The following is a 25,517-nucleotide window of genomic DNA, read 5'->3' on the forward strand; positions in this document are numbered from 1 at the left end:
TTAAGCCGCTTTTTATTAACGGACGAAAACAATGGTTACACCTTCCCGACAAACCGTAACAGTGTGGGAAGGCATCACACCAGATGCCATCCCGTTTGATGATCTCTTCGCTCTTAACCAGCCGGTTATTCTTAAGGGGCTGGTAAACGACTGGCCAATGGTTAAAGCAGGGCGGACATCCCCCCTTGATACCATGCAGATGCTGGAAGATAACTACAGCAATAAACCCATGCTGGTGTATCGCGCACCATCAGAAATTCAGTCCCGCTTCGGATACAACGATACCTGTACCGGATTTAATTTCTCTGCAGAACGGTCAACGATCCCCGATGTGTTCAACACAATCCGTAGTGAGCTCAGTGAACAGGAACATGAATACCTGTACGTTAACTCTCTGGTGCTGAAAGAAGGATTCCCTGCACTGGCAGACAGTCATTCCCTGGCGTTTACCCATCCTGAATTTGAGCAAAATCCGGTGGTCGCCAAAATCTGGCTGGGAACAGAATCTGTAGCTGCTGCACATTTTGATCAACCTAAAAATCTGGCCTGCTGCGTTGTGGGTAAACGACGGTTCATGCTATTTCCGCCGGAGCAGGTGGAGAACCTTTATCCCGGGCCGCTGCATCCTACGCCGGGTGGTCAGGTTGTTACGCTGGCGAATCTCGCTGACCCTGACTTCGATAAGTTCCCCCGCCTTAAAGAGGCGATGGACAATGCATGGATTGCTGACCTGGAACCCGGTGACGGCCTTTACTACCCCAGTATGTGGTGGCATGAAGTGACGGCATACGACCGCTTTAACGTAATGGTTAATTTCTGGTGGATGACCACAGAGCGTCACAAAGGCAACCCCATGGATGTGCTGTTACATGGCATGATGAGTTTGCGGGAAAAACCTGAACAGGAAAAACAAGCCTGGAAGGCGTTGTTTGATTATTACGTGTTTGGTGATGCGCAGCGAGTTCGTGAACATCTTCCGCCGGAGTGCCGCGGTGCGCTGGGGGAAATGGACGACATTAACGCCAGGCGTTTGCGTTCCATGTTAATCAGTAACCTGAACCGGTAAGGAGCAGGCGTGAGCGAAAATAAAAAAACAAAAGTTGTCATTGCCGGTGGTGGCACAGCCGGCTGGCTGAGTGCATTCAGTCTGGCTACCAGGCTGGGAAATTTACTCGACATTACGCTGGTTGAATCCGACCAGATCGGCACCGTGGGTGTGGGGGAAGCCACTATTCCTACCATGCGCAGTTTCCATCAGTTGATGGGTATAAACGAACAGGAATTTATGTCTGCCACCCAGGCCACATTTAAACTGGGCATTCAGTTTGAAAATTGGGGGTGTAAAGATGAAAACTATCTGCATTCCTTTGGCGAAATTGGTCAGCGTGCCTGGATGGCAGAGTTTCACGCCTTCTGGATGGCGGCAAAAGAAAGTGGCTACAGTGCCGGACTGGACGACTTCTGTCTTGAGCTGAAAGCCGCCAGAGAAGGTAAGTTTGCCCTTGCGGCGGGTAAGAAACCACTGAATTATGCCTTTCATCTGGATGCAACGGCCTATGCCGCCTGGCTGCGTAAAAAGAGTGAAGCCGCCGGTGTGAAACGCATTGAAGGCAAAATTGCTGCAGTGGATCTTCACAGTGACAGTGGCAACATTACGGCATTAAAGCTGGAGACGGGCCAGGTCATAGCCGGTGATGTGTTTATTGACTGCACTGGCTTTCGCGGACTGCTTATTGGTGAACACCTGGGTGTTGAGTACGAAGACTGGAGTCATTATCTCGCAGCCGACAGCGCTATTGCTGTGCAGACTGAGTCCGTTGAACCACCTTTACCTTACACCCGTGCTATTGCCCACGAGGCCGGCTGGCAGTGGCGTATACCGCTGCAGTCGCGCACCGGTAATGGCATTGTCTATTCCAGTCGTTTTCTCAGCGATGAAGAGGCTGAAAAGACATTGCTGGCAAACCTTGACGGCAAGCCCCTGACTCAACCGCGGAAACTGAAGTTTAAAACCGGAAGACGGGTAAAGGCATGGCATAAGAATTGTGTCGCCATCGGTTTGTCCGGCGGCTTTCTGGAGCCTCTTGAATCAACCAGTATTCACCTGGTCACCACGGCACTTATCCGTCTTATGAAGTTATTTCCGTTTTCGGATAATTTTGGAATATTAGCCGAAAGGTTTAACCAGGAAACGGCGGTTGAACTTGAAACTATCCGGGACTTTATTATCCTTCATTATCATCAGACTACACGTGATGACAGTCCGTTCTGGAACCACTACAGGACAATGGATGTGCCCGGTTCGCTGAAACACAGACTGTCGATTTTTCGTGAAAATGGTTATGTGTGGCCTGACGATGTATCGCTGTTCAGAGTGGACTCATGGGTACAGGTTATGATGGGGCAGGGACTGATGCCCGGAAGCTATCATCAGGCCGGTAAATTGCTTCCTCCTGAAGGACTGAAACAACAGTTAACAGCATTAAAGAATCAAATTGATAACCAGTTGGCGCAATTGCCGCCACACGCACAATTCATAGAGAAATATTGCCCGGCAGGGAAGGTGGGTTAATTTTCAGGAGACTGGAAAATGACGAACCGTGTTGTAATTGTAGGTGGTGGTGCCGCCGGATGGCTGACAGCAGGCATCCTGGCCGCGAAAAATGGCGAAAAATCCGGATGTACCCATCCGGTTCGCATTGAACTGGTTGAATCTCCCAACGTTAAAAACCTCATGGTAGGCGAGGGCACCTGGCCTACCATGCGGGATACTCTCCGCCAGATTGGCATATCTGAAAAAGACTTCATGCAGTTCTGCAATGCCGGGTTTAAACAGGCTTCTAAGTTTGTGGGCTGGCAATATGGCAACGGAGAGCATTACTATCATCCGTTCACTACACCGGCTGGCTATGGCGCGGTGAATCTGTCGCAATATTTTCTTAAAAATCGTCCCGGTTCTGATTTTGAAACACTGGTCTGTGCCCAGGGGGCTGTGTGTGAGCAGTCACTTGCACCGAAGACGCTGGCAACGCCGGAATTTGCTTTTGCTCTGAATTACGGTTATCACCTCAACGCCGGTAAATTTACCGAAATGCTGCGTTTGCACTGCACGCAGAAATTAGGTGTGGTGCATACCACCGGACATGTAGAACAGGTTAATGGTGCGCCGGACGGTGATATTGCTTCAGTGACATTGTCGGATGGCCGTGTCATTGAAGGTGATTTGTTCATCGATTGCAGTGGTTTTAAAGCATTATTGCTGAACGGGTTTTATAACGTTCCTATGGTGTGCAGGCGTGAACAGTTGTTCAATGATGCTGCGCTGGCACTTCAGGTGCCTTATCGGGATGAAAATGCGCCGGTAGCTTCTGCAACCGTAGCAACGGCACAAAAGCACGGTTGGATTTGGGATATTGCCTTGTCCGGCCGCCGGGGTATTGGCCATGTGTTCTCCCGCCAGTACTGCTCGGCAGATCAGGCTCAGGATGCACTGATGCAGTATGTGAAAAATGACCCGCATCTGGATGCATCAAAAGCAGAGCCCCGGTTAATCACTTTTGAGCCTGGTCACCGTTCGGTGTTCTGGCACCGCAACTGTGTAGCCATTGGCGTGTCAGCCGGGTTCGTGGAGCCTCTTGAAGCAACAGCGCTGGTGCTGGTGGAAAAATCTGTTGAATGGATAAGCCACCAGTTTCCCCGTTGCCGCAATGCCATGACGGTACTGGCTAAACGTTATAACGAAATTACCCACAGCCGGTGGGAAGAGATCATCGACTTTATCAAGCTGCATTATGTGTTGTCGTCCCGGGATGACAGTGAATACTGGCGTGCTCACCGCGATGCAGCCTCAGTGCCGCAAAGCCTTAAAGATTCCCTGGCACTGTGGCAAACCCAGCCGCCCTGGCTTTACGAGAGCGATCGCCGTCTGGAGCTGTTTTCCTCAGCCAGTAAACAATACGTGCTGATGGGCATGCAATCTACATTCGGTGAGGCATGTACAGGCCTGTCGCAACATGAAATGCGGGTGGCCGATAAGGCTTTAAATGATGTGCGACGCTCGACAGAGCAATTGCTGAATGGCTTACCTACCAACCGCGAGTTTTTGTCACGGCTGGCAGGCGCAGTTAAAAAGGACTGCAGGGCTACCGCTTAGCCCCCGCAATTTTTTCAGCCAGAGCCTCAGAAACAGGCATCGGCTTAAACGCACTGACGTTTCCGCCGCCGGTGTTACCGGCGAACAGACATGGCGATGTTTTTTGTAAAATTACCCATGTGATGACTTCCTGTTCATTTCTTAATGACAGCTGCTTTGCATATTATTGCCGGAAAACCACTTGTCCTTCGCTGCCTGCCAGCTGTTACGTAACATCAGTGCGCTGAGCACTACCGCACACAATGCGTAAAAGGCATTTACTGTCTCGCCGTGATGGTGGGCTCCCTCACCGTTGGGAATAAAGGACTGCCAGTTAAATGCCTCCACCGCTGCATTCAGCAAATAACCCAAACCGATGCTGGCTGTGAGTATGCAGAACAAATAGATGATAAGAGAGCGGCGGCCGAGTTCGCGGCCAATCATTCCCATGGTAGAAATATTGGTTGCCGGACCCGCGAGCAGGAACACCAGGATTGCACCGGGTGACAGGCCGGCAGACAGAAAGCCAACGGCAAGCGGTGTTGATGCCGTTGCACAGATATACATAGGGATCCCAATCAGCGCCATGACCAGCATAGCCAGAAAACCATCGCCCCATTGGGTCAGAAAAGATACCGGTACCCAGGTCTGAATGGCTGCAGCCAGCGTAAGGCCAATGAGTAACCACATGGTAATATCTTCCAGTAGTTTACCTGTAGCGAACTGCCAGATTTGAACGACTTTATTCTCTTTTTCTGATTCGGCCTGAGTTGAACTGCAACAGGAAGACGCTTCTGCAGGTGCCGGTGTAGTGACTTTCGTGTCACAGCAACTACTTTGCGCAGCAGGCTTTCCGGTATTTAGCGCAGCAGGCTTTTCACTGCTGCAACAGGATTTAACCGGCGCAACCACTTCAGTTTTTGAAGCACAGCAAGACGATACCGGTTCCTGCACCGGTGCTTTACTGCTGCAGCAACTGTCCTGCTCAACCTTTTCTAAAGAAGCCGGTGAAGACGATATGGCTTGGTCGTCCCTCACAAACCACTTCACCACTAAACCGGTATAAATGGCGCTGAAGATGGCAGCAACAGGACGAACCACAGCGAATACGGGGCCGAGCAGGGCGTAAGAAACCGATATTGAATCTACCCCTGTTTCCGGTGTGGAAACGAGAAAGGATGCTGTGGCCGGCTTCGAAGCTCCGCTTCTTCTTAATCCCAGTGCGGCGGGAATGACTCCGCATGAGCACAGTGGTAATGGTGCACCAATGAAGGCAGATTTTATCACCGCCCCCACACTGTTCTTACCCATATGTTTCTGCAACAAGCTCACGGGGACGAGCTCGTGCATTATGCCGGCAACCAGTAAGCCCATGAGTAACCACGGCGCTGATTCCATAAACAGACCAAAGAAATTGGTGAGCAATAGCGTTATATCGTTCATAGCGGTTTTTCTGAGTCCAGTAGTTGTAGAATCGTGCAATGCTGAGCACTTTCAGGGCCGCCATCGCACAAATTATTCATTTGAAGCAGCGACTGACGGATACGCTCCAGTTCATTAATTTTAGCTGTTACTTGCTGTAGCTTTTGTTCGGTGACTTTCTTCACTTCACCGCACGTGTGGGTATCAGGATGCAGTTTCAGCTCCATGAGTTCGCTGATTTCATTCAGCGTAAAACCCACCGTTTTAGTGCGTTGGATAAATAAGAGCTTTTCCACATCATCTTCAGAATACAGGCGATAACCTGCATCAGAGCGTTCGGAAGGCGTAAGCAAACCCTTGCTCTCATAAAAGCGGATGGTGTCGTTACTCAGGTCAGTCAGGCGGGCCAGTTCGCCTATTTTCAGCAAGTCTGATTTTTTCATAGTGCTTACTATAAACCCTGGAGTTAACTCCAGAGTCAAATGTTTTTCAAAAATATATAGAAGCAGGATTAGCGTTGCCGGGGATTTATAGATATCAGCGATGATATAAAGGGCGCTGAGTTGTTGCACCTTAACGCCCTGAATGAACCTTAGATTTATTTGAACAAGCTTGAATTCAGCTAATTCTGGAATACTGCTTCTTTAATTTATCCGGCAGGTAGGCCATTGTCGTGTTGTAGCCGGTTTCGAATAACGCTTCTTTGTCAGCGCCATTGGCATCAAAGTCCACGGCGGAGACCTCGCCGGTATCAATCAAAATAGTGCGCTGCCAGAATTCAGCGTGTACGTACTCCCTTGCCAGTGCCGACATAAAAGTACGGATTAACAGCATGACATAAGTGGGCAGGGCGAAACGGGCTTTCTTCTTGCCGAGGTTCTCTTTTTTCTGACGGCTTTGCAGGCGGAAACAGACCGAAGGTGTGCCGTCCTGCTGCCAGTCACGAAACAGTGCGTCCTCAGACAGTACCGCGCCGTCCACCAGTAATTTATCTTCGAATTGTTTGAAGGCAAAAATGAGGGGGATCGACATGGAAGCCCTTACTGCAGCGGAGACTTTCACATCCGGCGTTTCTGTTGCATTAAACAGCGCCGGACCACCGCCGTTCACATCTGTGGCCAGAATATGTAAAGGATAGTTGATGGTTGAAAAGGTAACCCCGTCGAGCTGCTCATCCAGCCATTGCTCGAAAATATCTCCCGATGCCAGACCGCCTTCACGTAACAGTCGCCACAAAGAAAAATCAGCAAACTGACGAAAGTCAGTATTCAATGCCAGATGTTTCATTTCGGTTACTGTGAAGCCCCGTGCGTACATTGCCGCAATGATAGAGCCGCCGGATACGCCCACAATAGTGTTGTGTTTTACGTTAAGGTCGTCGAGTGCCTGTAATATACCTATGTGAGCAGGCAGCCGTGTACCGCCGCCGGATAAAATGGGAACGATTTGCTTGGGGAATATTCTGGATACAGACATACACCATCACCTTTTTCACCTTATACAAAGCATAGTTCAAGGTTGAAAAAGGCGACAGTGTCCGCTGTGTGATAAGCGCTTTTCAGTTATTAAATTTAATACTAAACAGCAGCGCTGTGAGCGAGGAACTCTTCGTAGGTACCTTCGAAATGATTGATTTTCTGATCTTTAATTTCGATAACCTGGGTGGCCAGTGAAGAGACAAATTCACGGTCGTGGCTGACAAAAATTACAGTGCCGTCGTAGTTTGCCAGAGCATTATTCAGTGCCTCAATAGATTCCATATCAAGGTGGTTAGTAGGCTCGTCCATTACCAGTACATTGATATCCTGCAGCATTAACTTGCCAAACAACAGACGGTTTTTCTCACCACCGGAGCAAACACTCACTTTCTTATTGAAATCATCAGAGGTAAACAGCAAACGACCCAGCATGGCTTTAACCTGCAGATCATCATGCTTTGGTCCGCGCCACTGGCTCATCCATTCAAATAAAGTCAGATCGTTGGCAAAGTCACGGTTGCTGTCCTGAGGAACGTAGCCTACTTCGGCGTTTTCAGCCCACTTTACCACGCCCTCATTGGCGTCCAGTTCGTTGATCAGACATTTCAGCAGGGTGGTTTTGCCGGCACCGTTTTCACCAATAATGGCCAGGCGGGCTCCCGCCTCTAAAAGCAAATTACCGTTACTGAAAAGAGGCAATTCCGGGAAGCCGTGCCCCAGATCTTCAAGAGTAATCGCCAGACGATGCAGCTTCTTGTGCTGTTTAAAAATGATGTACGGCTTACGGCGGCTGGACGCTTTAATCTCGTTCAGCTCAATTTTCTCAAGGCGCTTTGCCCGTGAAGTTGCCTGCTTGGCTTTTGAGGCGTTAGCTGAGAAGCGGGCTACGAAACTTTGCAGCTCTTCAATTTCTGCCTTTTTCTTATCATTTTCATGATGGAGCTGTTCCAGCGCAGCGGCAGCGGCTTCTGAGAAATCGTCATAGTTACCGGGATAAATACGCAATTCACCGTAATCGATATCGGCCATGTGAGTGCATACGGAATTTAAGAAGTGACGATCGTGAGAAATAATGATCATCGTAGACTTGCGCTTGTTGAGCTCTTCAGCCAGCCAGTTGATGGTGTAGATATCGAGGTTGTTAGTCGGTTCGTCCAGCAGCAGAATATCCGGATCGGCAAATAACGCCTGTGCCAGCAACACACGGACTTTTTTACCCGGCGCTACCTCTTTCATCAGACCAAAGTGATAGTCTTCCTCAATGCCTGCAGCAATTAAGATATCTCCTGCACGGGCTTCGGCGGTATAACCGTCCATTTCAGCAAAACGGGTTTCCAGATCGGCTACACGCATACCGTCTTCTTCACTCATGTCTGCTTTGCTGTAAATCTCGTCACGTTCCTGCTTCACTTCCCACAGTTCGTTATCTCCCATGATCACAGCATCAACCACCGACATTTCTTCGAAGGCGAATTGATCCTGATTCAGGATCCCTAGCTTAGTGCCCGGGGCGAGTGATACATTTCCGGCGGAAGGGGTAAGCTTGCCGCTTAAAATTTTCATGAAGGTTGACTTACCACAGCCATTCGCGCCAATCAGGCCGTAGCGATTGCCGTTACCGAACTTAGCGGAGATATTTTCGAACAAAGGCGCAGAGCCAAACTGCATGGTGATATTGGCGGTGGTGATCACAACAAATTCCCGGAAAACAAAAAAGAGGTACACGTGAGTGCATTCAAGGCCGCGCAATATAAAGAATCCTGCCGGCTGTGTCGAGGTTAAACTGGCTAAAAGTCGCGCAATAGCGCACCGGTGAGTCAATCTGTCACGAAGGTGACTGAAATGTTAAAAAAATGAGAGTGGCATTGACCTTTATTTGACCGTGTCGTAATGTAATGAAAGCGCTTTCATAATCGGCGGGAATGGAATTCAATCGCGCTCAACTGAACAGTGCTTTCTTTTTGAGAAGATTTGTAAGCGCTTACAAAATTAATTCGACCACACAGACGGGACGAAAACTAAAAACAAATTTCCGGCACCGCCTGCTTGCCGGAAGTTGAAAACAGGGCTGAACACAATGACTAAAACATTTTTACAATTGTCGCGGCTGGCGGCCGCGATATCGGTCACAACCCTTGTGGGATGTGGCGGTGGCGCCACCACAAATACGGACGTGAATATTGTTGAGCCAACGGTACCGGTAACAGACTGGGAGTTGGTATGGAGTGATGATTTTGACGGGTCTTCTATTGACGGAAATAACTGGACTCATGAAGTCAATTGCGCCGGTGGTGGCAACAACGAATCCCAGTGCTACACCGACAGTCCTGAAAATGCATTTGTCTCTGACGGCACGCTAAAAATTGTCGCGTTACCCGCCGGAGAAGGGGCGGAGAAACCTTACACATCAGCCCGACTCGTTACACAGTACAAAGCAGATTTCAAATATGGTCGTTTTGAAATGCGCGCTAAGTTGCCCTCTGGTCAGGGAAGCTGGCCGGCATTCTGGATGATGCCTACCGATTCTGTTTATGGTGGCTGGCCGCGAAGTGGTGAAATCGACATCATGGAAGCGGTGAACCTGAAAGCCATGGACGCAGACGGCAACCCGGAAGCCAATATTCACGGTACCCTGCATTACGGCAGTGAGTGGCCGAACAACAAACACACCGGAAAGGCATACAAGTTACCGGATGGTTCCAACCCGGCTGACGATTTCCACACCTATGCAGTGGAATGGCAGGAAGGGGAAATTCGCTGGTATATGGATGATTACCTGTACGCCACTCAGCGAAAATCAACGGTGCGTTACAACAGCAAAGACGAAGCAACAGGCCTGGCGCATCGTGGCTGGTACACTGAATATTTCGATCAGACCAGTGGCGAATTGCAGAACTACTATACCAATGCACCCTTCGATCAGGAATTCTTCATGATCCTGAATCTGGCGGTGGGCGGCGACTGGCCATCTAACGTGAATGAGCTGGGCATCGACGCAGAAGCTTTCGCGGAAGGTCAGACTTACGAAATCGATTATGTGCATGTATATCAATGTTCAGCCAATCCGGATACCGGTAAAGGCTGTGAAACCGTGCGCCCCGGCTACGACTCTACAGATGATGCTCTGGTAGAAGGTGAAGCGCCCATTCCTTCACCACCTTCCAGCGGTGTGGCACAGAACCTGACCATCTTTGGTGGTACCGATAATCCGAACTGGCCAGCATGGGACTGCTGTGGTGGCTCAACGCCTGCCATCGTCGACGATGCCGAAAAAGGTGACGTTTACGAATTCTCTATTGGCGCAACACCAACTGTAATGGGGTTCGTCAGTCGCAGTACCTTTATTACCGATCCAAACGGTCAGGCAACCCCTTTTGACGGTGCGCCTATGGTGGAAACCGGCAGTGTAAAGTTTGATTTGAAAGTCACGTCGCTGCCTTCTGATGCCAGTGCTGCCTGGTTGTTCAAAATTGAAAGTTCAGAAGGATCAACCGCTGTAGAGTTTCCACTGGCAACCGGCTACACGGGCCCGAATGAATCTGCCGGCGATATGCCGGAAGAGGGCGTGTGGGAAACTTATAAATTTCCGCTTTCCATGCTCGATGAAGCTGGTCTGGATGTGAGCGCCATTGACGTCATTATGGTGTTCCCTGCCTGGGGCGCGGGTGACGGAGCAACTTACCGCCTGACCAACGTGGAAATTTCTGCAGAATCCAGCTACCCGGAACTGGTGATTTTTGAAGATGCTACAAACCCCAACTGGCCTATGTGGGACTGCTGCGGCGGCTCAACCCCCACAGAAGAAATGGATGACGATGCCCACGGCCTGACCGCTGAATTCCGTATCGGTGCCGAACCTACTGTAATGGGCTTTATTACCCGTCCCGCTGACGGTGGCGGTGACACCCCGTTCGACGCCACTGCACTGGCAGACGGCGGCCTGCTGCAGTTCGATATGCGTGTTGTGAGCTTGCCAAACGATGCCTCTGCAGCCTGGTTATTTAAGGTGGAATCTAACGGTGCTTCTACAGCCATTGAATTACCCATCACAGAAAGTGTGGAAGGGGAAGCACCGGTTGAAGGCGAGTGGCAAACCTATACCTTCCCCATAGCTGACCTGCAGGCCGGTGGCCTGGATATCAGCGCCATTGACGTGATCATGGTGTTCCCGGCCTGGGGGGCCGGTGAAGGTGCGGCATATCGTATCGACAACATGAAACTGTACCACCCGGATGCCGGTGCGGCTGCAGGTTTAACCCTGTTCGCTGATACCGCAGCGGATATGTGGAGCGTATGGGATTGCTGTGGCGGTTCTACTCCGACAATCGAAGCCGATGAAGATGCCCACGGTGACGTAGCCGAATTCCGTATCGGCGGTACGCCGACGGTAATGGGCTTCCTGGCAGACGAGGAAGTGTCTTTCGATGCCTCAGCGCTTCTTACTACAGGCGCGGTTCGCTTTGAAATGAAAGTGACTTCTATGCCTGCTGACAGCACAGCCCCCTGGCTGTTTAAGATTGAATCTACCGGTGCTGCTACTGCCGTTGAGTTGCCGCTGTCAGAAAGCCTTGAAGGCGTCGATCCGGTAGCCGGCGAATGGCAAACCTATACCTTCCCGCTGCAAACGCTGTCTGATCTTGGTCTGGATGTTTCAGACATCAACGTGGTGATGGTGTTCCCGGCATGGGGACAGGGTGACGGCGCGGTTTACCGCATCGATAATGCAGAAATTGCAGCGCAATAACAAAGCCTCCGGCGACGCTATACCGGCTCGCCGGAACAATTGATTATGATGAGTAGGTCAACTATGAAAAACAATACATTTAAAAAGACCCGGGTCGCCACATCAATGGCTTTGTTACTGGGTACAACAAGCATGTTCAGCGCGCAGGCACAGGAAGCTGAAGCCGCTGCTGACGAAAGCATGGAAGTCATTCAGGTTAAGGGGATCCGCGGCTCACTGATGCGCTCTCAGGACCTGAAGCGCAATTCAAGCGGTGTCGTAGATGCCATTTCTGCTGAAGAACTGGGTAAATTCCCGGATACTAACCTGGCGGAAGCGTTACAGCGTATCACCGGCGTAACTATCAGCCGGGCAAACGGTGAAGGTAGTCAGATCACTGTGCGTGGTTTTGGCCCTGAATTTAACCTTATCACCCTGAATGGCCGTCAGATGCCGGGCACCGGTTTTACCCGTTCTTATGACTTGCAGAACCTGTCTTCGGAAGGGGTAAAAACCCTGGAGCTGCAGAAAACTGCACGGGCGGAAAATCCCAGTGGTGGCTTGGGTGCTACGGTGAATATTCTGACCATGCGACCTATGGATAACCCCGGTCAGCAGTTCTCCGTATCGGCTAAAGGCATTATGGACACCTCTAACGAGGAAGGCAGTGATATTACTCCTGAAGTGGCCGGCGTGTTTACAAACACCTTTGCTGACGATATGTTCGGTATTGGCATTTCGGTTTCACACCAGGAACGGGATTTCCGTCAGCAATCAGCCAGCATCCAGGGTTGGGTGCTTGTGCCTGACGAGGATTTACCCGAACTGGACCCGTCCATGGTAGTGGATAACCGTTCTGTCATTACCGATGCGGCATTCTTTCCGAAAGATCTGAATTTTGGCTTTGCTGATGTTCAACGTGAACGTACCAACGCACAAGTCACGTTCCAGTTCCGTCCTACCGATAATTTCACCGCAACGGTGGATTACACCGCATCTGATGCCATCACCGGCACTAACAGCTTTGGGTGGGGGATCTGGAATAATTTCGGGCCTAACATAAATGCTTATGAACTGGATGAAAATGGCACCGCATTGTATGCCGATATTGCCGGTGACGACGGTTCTGCTACAGCCAGCCGTAACACCACCGAGGTGAATGCCCGCTCTCTGGGTGTAAATCTGGAGTGGCAAATCACCGGTGACTGGGAAGTGTCAGTGGATTATCACGACTCCTACAATCAGATTGATAACGGTAAGGACAAAGGGTTGGGCGGCAGTGGCCAGGTCATTCTTGGTTCCGATCAGTTGATTTCCAAGGTGTATGACTATCGGGAAGGTGATATTCCGGGTTATTACATCAACTGGAATAACGGCACCAACGAGCTGATGCCCAGTGAAATAGATTCTAACTTCAGTCAATTTACCCGTAATCAGGGCCGTTCGGATATTGAACAGCTTCAAATCGACAGTACCTGGTACAACTCGGTTTTTGACAGCATTCCGCTGGTGAAAGTCGACTTTGGTTATGCCCGTACCGAACAGTCGTTGGGTGCAACGGACGCCTGGGGTGGTTTGCGTGGCGGACCCGGCTTCAGCCCGTCCTATACCGAAATTTTCCCGGACAGCATGTTTGCCCGCCATGATACCGGTGATTTCCTCGATGCATTCAGTGGCGGCGGTGATGCGCTGAATCCGAATTACTTTTACACCTACAGCTTTGACGAAGCGATCACCCGGCAGCTGGCTTACCTTACGGCAGACGTGACCGGTGACAGCAATGTTTACTCCATCGATCCTTTCTTTAATGCGCCAACGGTGAATTTTGTTGAAGAGATCACCGATTCTGTTTACGTACAAACCGAGTGGGATTTTGATATTGGTGATTTCTATGTGCAGGTGAATGCCGGTGTGCGCTATGAAGAAACTGAAGTGCCCAGTTCCGCGCAGGTGCGTGTGCCCACGCAGGTAAACTGGGTCGCACCCTCTGAGTGGATCACTGAATATCAGTCGGAACTTATCCTGCAGGATTTCACCGGTGAATATGACATTCTGCTGCCCATGTTCGACATTAAAGTGGACGTGACAGAAGACGTGGTAGCCCGTTTCTCCTGGGGTAAATCGATAACCCGTGCGCCTATTGGCTTGCTGCAAGGTGGCCGTGCATTTAGCGGCAGCCCCAAAATTGGTGCCCGCACCGCGTCTGAAGGTAACACCAGCCTGAAACCTTACGAGTCGCAAAACCTCGATTTGTCAGTGGAATGGTATTACAGCGAAGACAGCTATGCCTCCGTCGGCTTATTCCGCAAGAAGGTGAGTGAGTATATCGAAACCACCGGGGGCGATCAGACCTTCGAAGGACTGCGTGATATTTACCAGGGACCGCGGTGGAACGAAGCCGTTGCGGCTCTTGAAGCTGATGGTGTGCAGGCCACAGACAGTGCCATCTTCCAGTATTTCCAGGATAACGGCTACGCTAACGCAGAAGGTGTTGTTGAGCCAAATGCTGATGATCCACTCATCACGTGGCGTGTGACCAAGCCGCGAAATTTGCCGGATTCCCGCACAGTGGATGGTATTGAACTGGCCGTTCAGCATACTTTCGGTGACACCGGTTTCGGTGTGGGCGTGAACGGTACGCTGGTCGACGGTGATGTGAAGTATGACCCCTATATTCTCGAAAGCGGTCAGAACCCGCTGGTGGGTATCGGTGATTCTGCCAACTTCCAGATGTTCTACGAAAAAGAAGCGTTGTCGGTAAAAGTGACTTATGCATGGCGTGCAGGCTATCTGCAGGGCATGGGGCAGGCACAGGGTTCATCTGATGTACCGCCAACACAGGCAGACTCTTTCGGTCAGTGGGACTTCAGCATCAACTACGATTTCAACGAACATTTCACCGTGTTTGTTGAAGGCGTGAATGTAAATAACGAGACTGAACGTGGCTACGGCCGCTTTGAAGATCAATTCCTTTACGCCCGTCAATATGGTCCGCGTTATACCCTCGGTGCCCGGTATACGTTCTGATAAAAATAACAGGACCACATGAGTTCAGGCCGCATTGCATTTTGCTTTGCGGCCTTTTTTATATGCAAGGCCTTATCAGAATACTGTTCCGTTAGTGTCCATTTCGGTGAGATAAACCCTTACATCAAACTCTAACTGGTGGTAGTCAGGCTGCATATGGCGGCAAAGCTGATAGAACGCCTTATTATGATCTTTTTCTTTAAGGTGAGCCAGTTCGTGCACCACTATCATGTTCAAAAAAGGTTCCGGCGTATTTTTGAATAAATCGCTGACCCGCAGTTCGTTCTTACTTTTCAGCTTCCCGCCCTGATTTCTCGATACATAGGAGTGCAACCCCAGCGCGTGATTCACGATATGAATTCTACCGTCGTAAACGACTTTGCTTAATGGCTGGGTTTTCTTCATGTAACGGTTTTTGATGTCCATGGCGTACTCACGCAAATCACGGTCATTGTTGAAGTTGTGCACGGACGGGTAACGGGAGCGGAGCCAGTCCCCCAACTGATTTTTGTCGATGAGGTGGCGGATCTGATCCTGAAGATGTTGAGGGTAATGAGATAAATAGGTCAGTGGCCGGGACATGATGAATGCATAAAATAATAGTGTTGCAGCCAGTATACAGCATGATTAACCGCTCACCATGCATCCGGCTTTGAGTTTGCGGGTCAGCGGCTGAATATTAAACCTTTGACAGGATTTCACTATGGATAGATGGAGCAGGAGTAAATGGGTGGTAGACTGTGCGCCGGGCATTACGGGAAGCGAAGCATGAATTGGTTTAGTAAGGGGAAGGCGGCATTGGTGCTGGCTGTTTTAATCGCCGGTGTGGCAATCTGGCAATGGTCTGCAGCAGAAGCGCCACTATTTGATAACCCTGATACGGTTGTGGCGACAGAACCCTTACCTGCACAATTCTTTGAGCATGAGGTCAGCCCGGTTTTGACGAAGCGTTGTGTGGTATGTCACGCTTGTTATGACGCTCCCTGCCAGCTGAAAATGACAGCGCCGGAAGGTATTGCCCGCGGAGCGAATAAAGAGAAGGTTTACGAAGGTACCCGCTTAACTGCCGCCCAGCCGAACCGGTTATTTATCGATGCGCATTCTGAAGACGCCTGGCGCAAGCGTGGTTTCTTTTCTGTTTTACCTGATGAAGACAGCGACGTTGTGCAGGAAACGCAAACCTCTGTGCTGGCGCAGATGCTGTTATTAAAGCGGGCCAATCCGCAACCTGATACCACCCACCTGGGAGACGGTTTCGATATCAGCTTAAACAGAGAGCAGCAATGTCCGACACTTGATGAAATGGGGCGTTATATTGCAGATCAGCCTCTTGGGGGCATGCCTTATGCCTTACCGAACCTGAATGCTGAAGAAGAACTGACACTGCTAAGATGGCTGCAGCACAATGCACCTTTACCTGAATCTCCTTCGTTAGACGAAAAGACTGTTGCTAAAGTATCGGAGCTGGAAACGTGGCTGAATGCAGATAACAACAAAGCGAAATTATCTGCGCGTTATATTTATGAGCATCTGTTCACCACTCATTTGTATTTTGACGGCCTGAGTCCCGAAGGCGAAACGCCGCAGTTCTTTAACCTGGTGCGGTCAGCCACGCCGCCGGGCAAACCGCTTGCGGTAATCGCAACCCGCCGGCCCTTCGATGATCCCGGCGTTGATAGGGTGTGGTACAGGCTCCAGCCTGTGTTCTCAACCATTGTCAGCAAAACCCATCAGCCCTATGTGATTAATGATGATTTACGGGCTAAATGGCAGGCCTGGTTTGTGGACGCGGACTTTGATGTGCCGGCATTACCCTCTTATAAACCGGATGTGGCGGCAAACCCTCTCACGTCCTTTACTTTGTTACCGGTGAAAAGCCGGTACCGTTTCATGCTGGAGCGGGCACAAAATACCATCATGGGATATATCAAAGGGCCGGTCTGCCGTGGCCAGGTCGCACTGAATGTCATCAATGACCGTTTCTGGGTGTTTTTTGTCGATCCGGAAGTCGCGGCTTCAGAAGAGCTTAATGAATTCTATGCCTCCCAACGGGAAAATCTGCATCTGCCGGCAGAAAAAGACAGTACTGCGTTGGCGGTAAGCTGGGTGAAATACGCCCGTCGCCAGGGCGAGTACATGCGTGCCAGAACGACATTTCTTAATGAAGCGTTTACGCAGGGTGAACACCTGAGTTTACAAAGTGTCTGGGCCGGCGACGGCAAAAATACTAACGCCAGTCTGACCGTATTTCGTCATTTCGACAACGCCACCGTGGTGAAAGGGATGGTGGGTACCCCCCCGAAAACCGCATGGGTGATTGATTACGCACTGCTTGAGCGCATCCATTATTTGCTGGTGGCCGGATTTGATGTGTATGGCAATTATGGTCATCAGTTGATGACAAGGCTCTATATGGATTTCCTGCGAATGGAAGGGGAATCGAATTTCCTGACATTACTGCCGCCTGAAACCCGCCGTACCCAGTTAGCTGACTGGTATCAGCATGCCGGGCCGGAACTGACGGATTACATCGAGGGCGATATCAACAGCTTTGAGCAGGACACCGGGATTGAATACGACTCCGGCAAACCCAAAGGGGAGTTGTACCGCCTTCTGGCTGCTTATCTCAAGCATGTTCAGCCGGAAAATACCGGATTACACAGTGATGTACTTAACGAAGAGCAGCTTGCCGCGCTGGCTACCATAGACGAATTACCTGCTCAGCAAGCCACAATCATGCCGGAGATCACCATGATTATGGTGCGAAGTGACGAGAAACCGGAAGACTTCGAGGTGTTTACTGTACTGAGAAATAGCGCACACTTTAACGTAAGCAGCTTGTTTGAAGAAGATAAGAACCGTGACCACGCCAACGATTCATTAACCCTGGTTCAGGGCTTTCTGGGCAGCTACCCGGATGTGTTCTGGCAAGTTAATGCCTCAGATATTCCACAGGTCGTAAAACAGTTGAGCGAAGTGAAAAACGAAAGTGACTATCAGCGTCTGTTAGACAGAGTAGGGGTACGCCGCACCAACCCTGAGTTCTGGTCATTCAGTGATGAGCTTATCAGATGGTCAGAAGCCCGTTATCCCATTGACGGCGGACTGCTGGATTACAACCGGTTAGAGGACCGGTGAGTGCTTGTTTTTTACTCTCGTCGCCAGATCGTGATTTTCAACGTTCACGTCATGGTCGCCATTGTAATGGCGGCCATGACTGCTACTTCATCACTCACATGCCAGCACCCTTGAGTGCTCTGGCGCTTGCTGAATAAACACATCGGCAAGGCTTAACGTTCCGCTACCTGATGTGCGCAGGGCGAAGGCAGTTGTCAGTGTGTTTATGTCAGCGGAGGCGAAACATTTAAGGGGCAACGCCAGTGACTGCCAGCTGTTAGCCTCTAAGCTCGACAGCGCCGGTGCGATATTGACGCCGGACGGGCAGGCTTCATCGCCGTCTTGCTGTTCAGAACACAAGATAACGAAAACATCATCTGAAAAAGGTTGCGAGACATTGACACTGAAAACCAGCGCACGGTTTTCTGAATGCGCATTCGACGCAACTAATTCAGCTTTTTCATTGCGCGTGAAAGCAACACCGGCCGGCGTCTTTCCATCGAAGGTGACGGTGATCGCATCTTCCTGTACCACTTTGTCGCTGGTGCGGTAAGTAATGCTGTCGAAGGATTCAGCGCTGGCGGCAACAGTTTTGCGTTCATTGTTTGAGGTAAGCTGTAACGACCATGGCGCGCGGACGCCGCCCTGTAAAATGGCAACAGACTCTGCAGATTGTTGCTTCAGGCTTTCATCTTGTTCGTTCAGGTTGTCCGGCAGAACATTCTTGTCGCTGAAGGTTAAACCAAAACCATAGGGCAGGAGAGGGGCGTAATCATCATCTCCCACATTGGCTATCTGCAGGGGTGATGCCGGCCATGAGAAGGGCAGTTTACCTTTAAAATCATCATCGCCGAATAATACCTCTGCCACAGCCGCCCCTTCGGATCCCGGAAGCCAGGCAGCAACAAACGCATCTGAAGCATTCAGTTCAGCATTCACCCACATCGGCCTGCCAGAAACAAACACCGATACCACAGGGATCCCGTCTTCTTTCAGTTTCTTCAGTAAGGCTAAATCCTTCTGGTTACCTGGCTGGTAGGCGAGTGTTTCTCTGTCGCCCACACCTTCTGCATACGGCTCTTCGCCAAATACGACAATGGCTACATCGGGTTTGCTGCTATAGCTGCCATCAACTGAAAGTGTGGCATTGCCGCCAGCTTGCTTTGCGTACTGTGAAATACCATCAAAAATAGAGCTGCCACCCGGGAAATCGTCATTGGTATTGTTCGTCCCCTGCCAGGTAATTGTCCAGCCGCCGGATTGCTTGCCAATGTTGTCAGCCGCATCACCGGCCACCAGAATGCTCGCGCTTGCAGACAGTGGTAACAGGTTTTGTTTGTTTTTCAGTAAAACCAGGGATTCCTTAACGGCCTGACGGGCGACTTTTCTGTGTTCTTCACTGCCAATCAGAGACTGCCTACCGGAAAGCGGGCGCTGAGCAGGGCTGGCTTTATCAAAAAGTCCTGCCCGCATTTTTACCCGCAGAATGCGTCTTACTGCGTCGTCTAACCGGGCGCTGCTGATGGTGCCGTTTTTCACCTGCGCTACAGTATTGTGGTAAAGCGCTTTCCAGTCGGAAGGTACCATATAAATATCGAGGCCAGCGTTAATCGCCCGGGCGCAATTGTCGTTAGTACAGCCTTTAATCTGTCCATGCCCGTTCCAGTCGCCCACCACAAAGCCGTCAAACCCCATGCGGTCTTTCAGCACGTCTGTCAGTAAGTATTCATGACCATGTAGTTTTTTGCCGTGCCAGCTGTTAAACGATGCCATCACTGATTGTGCGCCCGCAGTGAGGCCGCCCACATATCCCTGGGCGTGAATTTCAAACAGGGCTTGTTCGGTAGCGATGTTGTCACCCTGGTCGTCGCCTTTCACTGTGCCGCCATCGCCAACGAAGTGTTTTACTGTACTGATCACCCGCTCGTCACCCAGGAAATCACCGGCATCAGCATGGCCTTGCAGGCCTTTAACCACAGACGCAGCATACGCTTTTACGATTTCAGGATCTTCCGAGTAACTTTCATATGTGCGGCCCCAGCGATCGTCACGGACTACGGCAACCGTTGGTGCAAATACCCAGTCGATACCGGTGGCCATGACTTCCTGCGCCGTGATGTTAGCTATTTTTTCCATCAATGCCGGATTGTTCGCAGCGCCAAGACCAATGTTGTGGGGAAACAGCGTGGCACCAATCACATTATTATGACCGTGTACCGCATCTGTTCCCCACATGGTTGGAATCGTGGAGCCGTCTTTACTGTCGTCAACAGAAGCCTGATACATGGCTTCTGCCAAATCTATCCATTCCTGCGGCGTTGCATGTTTATTACTGCCGGGAAATGAGCCTCCGCCGTTAAGATAAGAGCCAAAGCCGTATTGACGCATATCTTCCGGGGTAATACTGCCGATTTCAGGCTGGATCACCTGTGCGACTTTTTGCTCAACAGTCATTGACGCTAACAAAGCAGACACTCTGTCTTCCGTCGCCTGGTCCGGTTTAACGGCTATATCCAGGTGAGGCCAGACTGACGAACTGTCTGCGTTATCTGTGGAAGAAACACAGGCTGCCAGCAGAACGGAGGCAACGACCGTCGAGAGCAAAGTCTTTCGCATAATGTAAGAACCTTCATAGTTAGATTTGAAAGCGCTTACATTTTGTAATAACGTTATTTGAAAGCGCTTACATTTTTTCATGATGATTACACGAAGCGTTAACAAGTTCAATCCTGAATAACGAAACTGGTTTGCCTGCCGGGAACAGATATGAAAAAAATTGAGTTACCTGATGACAGCCCGATGTGGCATCGCGATTTCCTGTTTGGCGTTGCTACGTCAAGCTATCAAATTGAAGGTGGCAGGCATCAGCGGGATGATTGCATATGGGATCTTTTTTGCAAAAAGCCCGGTGCCATCAGCGATGGATCTGACGGCGATATTGCTTGCAGGCATATCGAAAAGTGGCGGGAAGATGCTGAGCTTATTGCATCCCTTGGCGTGGATGCCTACCGGTTGTCTGTGTGCTGGCCCAGAGTTATTAATGATGAGGGAACAGTGAATGAGGAGGGGCTGGCCTTTTACGTTGAATTGGTAACCTGGCTGCACAGCAGAGGGATAAAAGTCTTTGTTACCCTTTATCACTGGGATCTTCCGCAGTGCCTTGAGGACAAGGGCGGGTGGTTAAATCGCGATACTGTCCGGGCGTTTGCCCGGTATGTTGACGTTGTTGCCAGCGCTCTGGGCGATAAGGTCTATGCCTGGGCTACCATCAATGAGCCTTTTTGTTCAGCTTATCTGGGATACGAAACCGGTGTGCATGCGCCTGGTATTACCGGTGTTAAAAATGGCAGACAGGCAGCACACCATATATTAATGGCCAATGGTCTTGGCATGAAAACCTTGCGTGCCTGCTGTCCCGACGGCATTCATGGCATTGTGCTGAATTTTTCTACCTGTATTGCTGCGTCACCGTCTGCTGATGATATAAGAGCTGCCATTCAGGCTGATGCCTATCACAACCAGTGGTATTTGCAGCCGGTGTTAACCGGTGAATACCCGGATATTCTGCTGTCACTGGCACCGGAAGAACGGCCTGAAATCCTGCCGGACGACATGGCATTAATCCGCCAACCGCTGGATTACCTGGGCGTCAATTATTATTCGCCGACAGTATACCGTGATAATGGCAATGGCAGCTTCATCGCGCAGCCACCCCGTGATGTACCGGTTACAGATATGGGATGGGAAATCCGGCCGGAAGCGTTCACTGAATTGCTGGTGTCGCTGCATCAGCGTTATCAACTGCCGCCGGTTTATATCACCGAAAACGGAGCCGCGATGCATGATATCCTGATCAACGATCAGGTGCACGACGACGACCGTGTAGCCTATTTTCACACTCACTTAAATGCGGTGGATGAAGCCATGCGTCAGGGCGTGGATATACGTGGCTATTTTGCCTGGTCACTGATGGACAATTTTGAATGGGCATTTGGCTACAGTAAGCGATTCGGACTGGTCTACACAGACTATGAATCCGGACGACGCATCATCAAGCAAAGCGGATTTGCTTATAAAGAGTTGATAACCCGCAAATAACCGGTAAATTGGTGGCATGATGAAGGCGCAGTATTTTTATTATGGCAACCATTTACGAAGTTTCTAAAGCGGCAGGAGTCTCGCTGGCTACAGTGTCCCGGGTGATGAATGGCAATGCCAAAGTCAGTGACCGGACGCGGCAAAAGGTCGTGGATGCAATGGAAGCGTTAGGTTACAAGCCTAATGCTATCGCCCAGTCTTTAGCTTCAAACCGCACAAACAGTGTGGGTTTACTGGTGTCTGAACTGCACGGCTCCTATTTTGGTGATCTGATGAGCACCATAGAGCTGATCCTTAAAAAACATGGCAAGCACGTTATTATCACCGCGGGCCACGTAGATGAAAACCGTGAAACAGACGCCATCGATTTTCTGACCAGCCGGCGTTGTGACGCATTGATTGTCCATGCTGAAGCTGTGACTGATGACTATCTGATTTCCTTAAGCAAAACATCTGTACCGGTGGCGGTGGTGAACCGTAAAGTTAACGGTCTGGAAGATAAGTGTTTTGTCGCTGATAACGTGGATGGCGGCTATCTGGCAACAAAAGCGGTACTGGACAAAGGTCACCGGAATATCGGCTACATCAGCGGACCGCTTTTCAAAGCAGATGCCTCGGACCGGTTAACCGGACATAAAAAGGCATTAGCAGAAGCGGGTATTAGTTTTGAGTCTTCACTGATGTTTGAGGGAGACTATCATGAGTCGTCAGGTCAGGAAGGGTTTGCCAGCCTGCTGGCTCAGCATCCGGATATGACTGCACTGGTATGCGCCAACGATGAGATGGCCTCAGGGGCAATGACCGCCGCCAGAGAAGCGGGTTTCGATTTACCTGAACAGTTGTCGGTAGTGGGGTTTGATAATGCCATTTTCTGTCGCTATCTGTATCCCAAACTGACTACGGTAAGCAACCCGGTACGTGCCATGGGCGAAATGGCAGCGCACTGGGTGCTGGAACATGTTTACGACATCAAATGTCCTCAACCTGTCACGCATATCTTTGAGCCTGAACTAATCTTACGGGATTCGCTGGGACCGGCACCCCATGCTTAACAGGCTTTCTCCTTCGCTGCGTTACACACTCATTGTAGCGCTTGGCGGGTTCATTTTTGGCTTCGATGCCAGCGTAATTTCCGGCGCTATCGGTTTCATTGATTTAGCCTTCGGGTTGTCAGACTGGCAGCAGGGGTTTGTTGTCAGCTCTCCCACACTGGGCGCATTAATAGCCATGTGCTGTGCCGGTGCGGTCAGTGACGCTATTGGCAGGCGAAAAACCCTTATCATCATTGCTGGGCTGTATCTGGTTTCCGCTCTGGCCTCAGCTCTGTCGGTGAATTACTGGATGCTGGTAAGCGCCAGATTTCTTGGCGGCATGGCATTTTGTTCACTGTTAATTGCGCCGGTGTATATCGCTGAAATCAGCGCTCCGGAAAATCGCGGCAAAATGGTGTCAGTAAACCAGCTCAATATTGTCACGGGTCTGGCACTTTCGTATTTCAGCAATTACGCCTTCCTTCAGCTCAGTGGCAGTGATGCGCAATGGGTAAGTGATCTTGGGATCAGTGACAACTGCTGGCGTTACATGTTGGGACTGGAAATGATACCGGCGGCCATATGGTTAGTGCTGTTGTTCAAAGTGCCCCGCAGTCCGCGCTGGCTCATGCTTAAAAATCGTCAGGCAGAAGCCGGACAGGTTGTCAGAAAACTGTTCAGTCATGAGCAGGCTGAAAGACAGCTCGCGGCTATGAGCCAGTTATCAGAAAACAAACACTGGCGATGGCGGCAGCGGCTTGGATTTCTGGTCGCACCCCGCATGCGCTTTCCTCTCATTGTCGGATTAATACTGGGAGTGTCACAACAAATCACGGGTATTAACGTAATATTTTTCTACGCCCCGACCATTTTTGAGCATAGCGGAGTCGGCACCGATGCGGCTTTTATGCAGGCGATCTGGATAGGATTAATCAATATTGTTTTTACCATTATTGCTATGGTGACCATTGACCGTTGGGGCAGAAAACCGTTGCTTGTAACCGGACTCTGCGGAGTGATGCTGAGCATGGCAATCTGTAGCTGGGGCTTTAAACAAGCTACTTATGAACTGAATTCTGTGGAAGTGGCTGAAATTTCACTTGGCGATCCGGCTCTGGCCACACAACTTGTGCCACTCACCGGCAAGGCATTTTCTTCAGACGTTTCCTTTAAGCAGTCTTTAATAAATGCACTGGGACAGGAACAATACAGTCAGCATCAGCGGGTGCTGTTAAGTAAGGGCATTAATATGAATGCACCAGTGGTTCTCTTTGGATTACTGGCATTTGTGGCATCCTATGCCATGTCTTTAGGGCCTGTCATGTGGGCCATGCTGGCAGAAATATTTCCTAACCAGAGCAGGGCCCTCGCCATCTCCGTGGTGGGCGTAGTTAACTCCCTCTCCAGCTTCCTGGTCCAGTTTTTGTTTCCCTGGGAGCTGATGAATCTCGGTGCCGCCGTCACTTTTGCCTCCTACGGTATATTCGCGCTCATCAGCCTGGTGCTGGTGGTTAAACTGTTTCCGGAAACCAAAGGACGTTCGCTGGAGCAAATCTCTGAGGGATTGTAGGGGAGTCTTATGCATTCACTGGCATGACGTCTGTAATAATTGTACTCACGTTTTTCAAACCTCATTGGTTTGTAGAGTACGAGTTATTAAGAATAGTCATCCTGATTGGGGGCGGCTTCCTGCCGGTATTGTATTGCCGTAAGTTGTCAGGGTTAAAGCGCAGTGGTTAATAAACCCCGGATGATTTTCTTGAATGGGTTTTCGAATATTTCGAAAGTTGACAGGTTTTCGAATATTTCGGATAATTTCCTGTAATAAGCTTTAGTCGGTTCCACTTAATGGTTTGAGCCTGATGGGCCTCTGTTGTTTAAATGATAAAAGACAAACAAATAAATGAGACCAAAGTAATGCTAAACATACAGTCGTTGCCAAGTGCCGAAGAAATTGCATTAGCTAAATTAAGCAGCCAGGAACTTTCAGCCGTGCTGGAAGTGAATGGCGATGCACAAAGTTTTAGTGTGGTAGGTAAAGACGGTAAAACTCACTCTGTTCAATTACCTGCCAGTGCAGTGAAATTAATGATTGAAGTGCTGACTCAACTCGGTCTGGGTAATAGTGTCAATATTACTCCAATAGAAGCTGAGTTAACCACGCAAGAGGCAGCGGATATGCTTAATATGTCGCGGCCGACGTTTATCAAAATACTTGATTCTGGTGACTTGCCTTACGCAAGAACTGGTAATCGAAGAAAGGTGGCGTTTGTTGATGTGATGCAATACAAGCGTCAACTCGATGAACAACGTCTTGCCAGCCTTGATGAGCTGTCAGCACTCGATCAGGAGTTGAATTTAGGTTATTAAATGACAACTTACACTGTAATTTTGGATGCATGTGTTATGTATCCAGCGCCACTTCGAAGTTATTTGCTGTATTTGGCGCAAACAGGTTTGTATCGTGCGAGATGGACAGAGCAAATTCA

General features: G+C 50.1%; 17 protein-coding genes. 10 read left to right on the forward strand and 7 right to left on the reverse strand.

Features of this window, described 5'->3' with window-relative positions:
- Positions 1–31: 31 nt before the first annotated feature.
- Genes ACXAGR_RS12890 through ACXAGR_RS12900 form a run of 3 tightly spaced genes read left to right on the forward strand, consistent with a single transcriptional unit; the run spans position 32 to position 4,153 of the window.
- Positions 32–1,066 carry a cupin-like domain-containing protein gene (locus tag ACXAGR_RS12890; protein ID WP_474850863.1) on the forward strand — a complete coding sequence of 345 codons (1,035 nt, stop codon included), beginning with the start codon at positions 32–34 and terminating at the stop codon, positions 1,064–1,066.
- Positions 1,067–1,075: 9 nt separating this feature from the next.
- A complete protein-coding gene (locus ACXAGR_RS12895) occupies positions 1,076–2,572 on the forward strand; it encodes a tryptophan halogenase family protein (RefSeq protein WP_474850865.1) in 1,497 nt (498 codons plus the stop codon).
- An 18-nt stretch (positions 2,573–2,590) separates the two neighbouring features.
- Positions 2,591–4,153 (forward strand): tryptophan halogenase family protein, encoded by a 1,563-nt coding sequence (locus tag ACXAGR_RS12900; RefSeq protein WP_474846404.1) that lies wholly within the window; start codon positions 2,591–2,593, stop codon positions 4,151–4,153.
- On the opposite strand, the gene ACXAGR_RS12905 is transcribed toward ACXAGR_RS12900, so the two are convergent.
- The 5 genes from ACXAGR_RS12905 to ACXAGR_RS12925 form a co-directional block, all read right to left on the reverse strand.
- A complete protein-coding gene (locus ACXAGR_RS12905; protein ID WP_474851164.1) occupies positions 4,143–4,304 on the reverse strand; it encodes a DUF3703 domain-containing protein in 162 nt (53 codons plus the stop codon). The genes ACXAGR_RS12900 and ACXAGR_RS12905 overlap by 11 nt on opposite strands.
- Complete coding sequence (locus ACXAGR_RS12910; protein ID WP_474850866.1) at positions 4,295–5,575, reverse strand: SO_0444 family Cu/Zn efflux transporter; 1,281 nt, start codon at positions 5,573–5,575, stop codon at positions 4,295–4,297. The genes ACXAGR_RS12905 and ACXAGR_RS12910 overlap by 10 nt, the downstream gene beginning before the upstream one ends.
- Complete coding sequence (gene zntR, locus ACXAGR_RS12915) at positions 5,572–5,997, reverse strand: Zn(2+)-responsive transcriptional regulator (protein WP_349584671.1); 426 nt, start codon at positions 5,995–5,997, stop codon at positions 5,572–5,574. The genes ACXAGR_RS12910 and zntR overlap by 4 nt, the downstream gene beginning before the upstream one ends.
- A 175-nt stretch (positions 5,998–6,172) precedes the next feature.
- The gene (locus ACXAGR_RS12920) at positions 6,173–7,030 is read right to left on the reverse strand and encodes a patatin-like phospholipase family protein (RefSeq protein ID WP_474846399.1); all 858 of its coding nucleotides are present in this window, start codon (positions 7,028–7,030) and stop codon (positions 6,173–6,175) included.
- 101 nt (positions 7,031–7,131) lie between these two features.
- The gene (locus tag ACXAGR_RS12925) at positions 7,132–8,724 is read right to left on the reverse strand and encodes an ABC-F family ATPase (protein WP_474850868.1); all 1,593 of its coding nucleotides are present in this window, start codon (positions 8,722–8,724) and stop codon (positions 7,132–7,134) included.
- Between the two features lie 385 nt (positions 8,725–9,109).
- Here ACXAGR_RS12925 and ACXAGR_RS12930 point away from each other — a divergent pair, with 385 nt between their 5' ends.
- Positions 9,110–11,776, forward strand: coding sequence for a family 16 glycosylhydrolase (locus ACXAGR_RS12930; RefSeq protein ID WP_474850870.1), 2,667 nt, complete (start codon positions 9,110–9,112; stop codon positions 11,774–11,776).
- A gap of 63 nt (positions 11,777–11,839) precedes the next feature.
- Positions 11,840–14,782 (forward strand): TonB-dependent receptor, encoded by a 2,943-nt coding sequence (locus ACXAGR_RS12935; RefSeq protein ID WP_474850872.1) that lies wholly within the window; start codon positions 11,840–11,842, stop codon positions 14,780–14,782.
- A gap of 75 nt (positions 14,783–14,857) precedes the next feature.
- On the opposite strand, the gene ACXAGR_RS12940 is transcribed toward ACXAGR_RS12935, so the two are convergent.
- On the reverse strand, positions 14,858–15,364 hold the full coding sequence (locus ACXAGR_RS12940; protein WP_474850874.1) for a M48 metallopeptidase family protein: 507 nt from the start codon (positions 15,362–15,364) through the stop codon (positions 14,858–14,860).
- 186 nt (positions 15,365–15,550) lie between these two features.
- Here ACXAGR_RS12940 and ACXAGR_RS12945 point away from each other — a divergent pair, with 186 nt between their 5' ends.
- Positions 15,551–17,920, forward strand: coding sequence for a fatty acid cis/trans isomerase (locus ACXAGR_RS12945; RefSeq protein ID WP_474850876.1), 2,370 nt, complete (start codon positions 15,551–15,553; stop codon positions 17,918–17,920).
- 90 nt (positions 17,921–18,010) lie between these two features.
- On the opposite strand, the gene ACXAGR_RS12950 is transcribed toward ACXAGR_RS12945, so the two are convergent.
- Positions 18,011–20,515: a glycoside hydrolase family 3 protein gene (locus ACXAGR_RS12950; RefSeq protein WP_474850877.1), complete on the reverse strand. Its 2,505-nt coding sequence runs from the start codon at positions 20,513–20,515 to the stop codon at positions 18,011–18,013.
- A gap of 150 nt (positions 20,516–20,665) precedes the next feature.
- On the opposite strand from ACXAGR_RS12950, the gene ACXAGR_RS12955 reads away from it, so the two are divergent.
- The 4 genes from ACXAGR_RS12955 (at position 20,666) to ACXAGR_RS12970 (ending at position 25,398) form a co-directional block, all read left to right on the forward strand.
- A complete protein-coding gene (locus tag ACXAGR_RS12955) occupies positions 20,666–21,997 on the forward strand; it encodes a GH1 family beta-glucosidase (RefSeq protein ID WP_474850879.1) in 1,332 nt (443 codons plus the stop codon).
- A 41-nt stretch (positions 21,998–22,038) separates the two neighbouring features.
- Positions 22,039–23,049, forward strand: a complete 1,011-nt coding sequence (locus ACXAGR_RS12960; protein WP_474846381.1) for a LacI family DNA-binding transcriptional regulator — start codon at positions 22,039–22,041, stop codon at positions 23,047–23,049.
- Entirely contained in the window at positions 23,042–24,598 is a 1,557-nt protein-coding gene (locus tag ACXAGR_RS12965) for an MFS transporter (protein ID WP_474846379.1), read from the forward strand. The genes ACXAGR_RS12960 and ACXAGR_RS12965 overlap by 8 nt, the downstream gene beginning before the upstream one ends.
- Before the next feature lie 311 nt (positions 24,599–24,909).
- Positions 24,910–25,398, forward strand: a complete 489-nt coding sequence (locus ACXAGR_RS12970) for an excisionase family DNA-binding protein (RefSeq protein WP_474850881.1) — start codon at positions 24,910–24,912, stop codon at positions 25,396–25,398.
- The last annotated feature ends 119 nt before the right edge of the window (positions 25,399–25,517 follow it).

The sequence above is a fragment of the Alteromonas sp. ABH4_457 genome, from assembly GCF_056160625.1.

Bases quoted from the DNA above. Each gene is read 5' to 3' on its own strand.
- ACXAGR_RS12890 (WP_474850863.1), top strand. From the start codon at position 32: ATGGTTACACCTTCCCGACAAACCGTAACAGTGTGGGAAGGCATCACA.
- ACXAGR_RS12900 (WP_474846404.1), top strand. From the start codon at position 2,591: ATGACGAACCGTGTTGTAATTGTAGGTGGTGGTGCCGCCGGATGGCTG.
- ACXAGR_RS12910 (WP_474850866.1), bottom strand. From the start codon at position 5,575: ATGAACGATATAACGCTATTGCTCACCAATTTCTTTGGTCTGTTTATG.
- zntR (WP_349584671.1), bottom strand. From the start codon at position 5,997: ATGAAAAAATCAGACTTGCTGAAAATAGGCGAACTGGCCCGCCTGACT.
- ACXAGR_RS12920 (WP_474846399.1), bottom strand. From the start codon at position 7,030: ATGTCTGTATCCAGAATATTCCCCAAGCAAATCGTTCCCATTTTATCC.
- ACXAGR_RS12930 (WP_474850870.1), top strand. From the start codon at position 9,110: ATGACTAAAACATTTTTACAATTGTCGCGGCTGGCGGCCGCGATATCG.
- ACXAGR_RS12935 (WP_474850872.1), top strand. From the start codon at position 11,840: ATGAAAAACAATACATTTAAAAAGACCCGGGTCGCCACATCAATGGCT.
- ACXAGR_RS12940 (WP_474850874.1), bottom strand. From the start codon at position 15,364: ATGTCCCGGCCACTGACCTATTTATCTCATTACCCTCAACATCTTCAG.
- ACXAGR_RS12945 (WP_474850876.1), top strand. From the start codon at position 15,551: ATGAATTGGTTTAGTAAGGGGAAGGCGGCATTGGTGCTGGCTGTTTTA.
- ACXAGR_RS12950 (WP_474850877.1), bottom strand. From the start codon at position 20,515: ATGCGAAAGACTTTGCTCTCGACGGTCGTTGCCTCCGTTCTGCTGGCA.
- ACXAGR_RS12955 (WP_474850879.1), top strand. From the start codon at position 20,666: ATGAAAAAAATTGAGTTACCTGATGACAGCCCGATGTGGCATCGCGAT.
- ACXAGR_RS12960 (WP_474846381.1), top strand. From the start codon at position 22,039: ATGGCAACCATTTACGAAGTTTCTAAAGCGGCAGGAGTCTCGCTGGCT.
- ACXAGR_RS12965 (WP_474846379.1), top strand. From the start codon at position 23,042: ATGCTTAACAGGCTTTCTCCTTCGCTGCGTTACACACTCATTGTAGCG.
- ACXAGR_RS12970 (WP_474850881.1), top strand. From the start codon at position 24,910: ATGATAAAAGACAAACAAATAAATGAGACCAAAGTAATGCTAAACATA.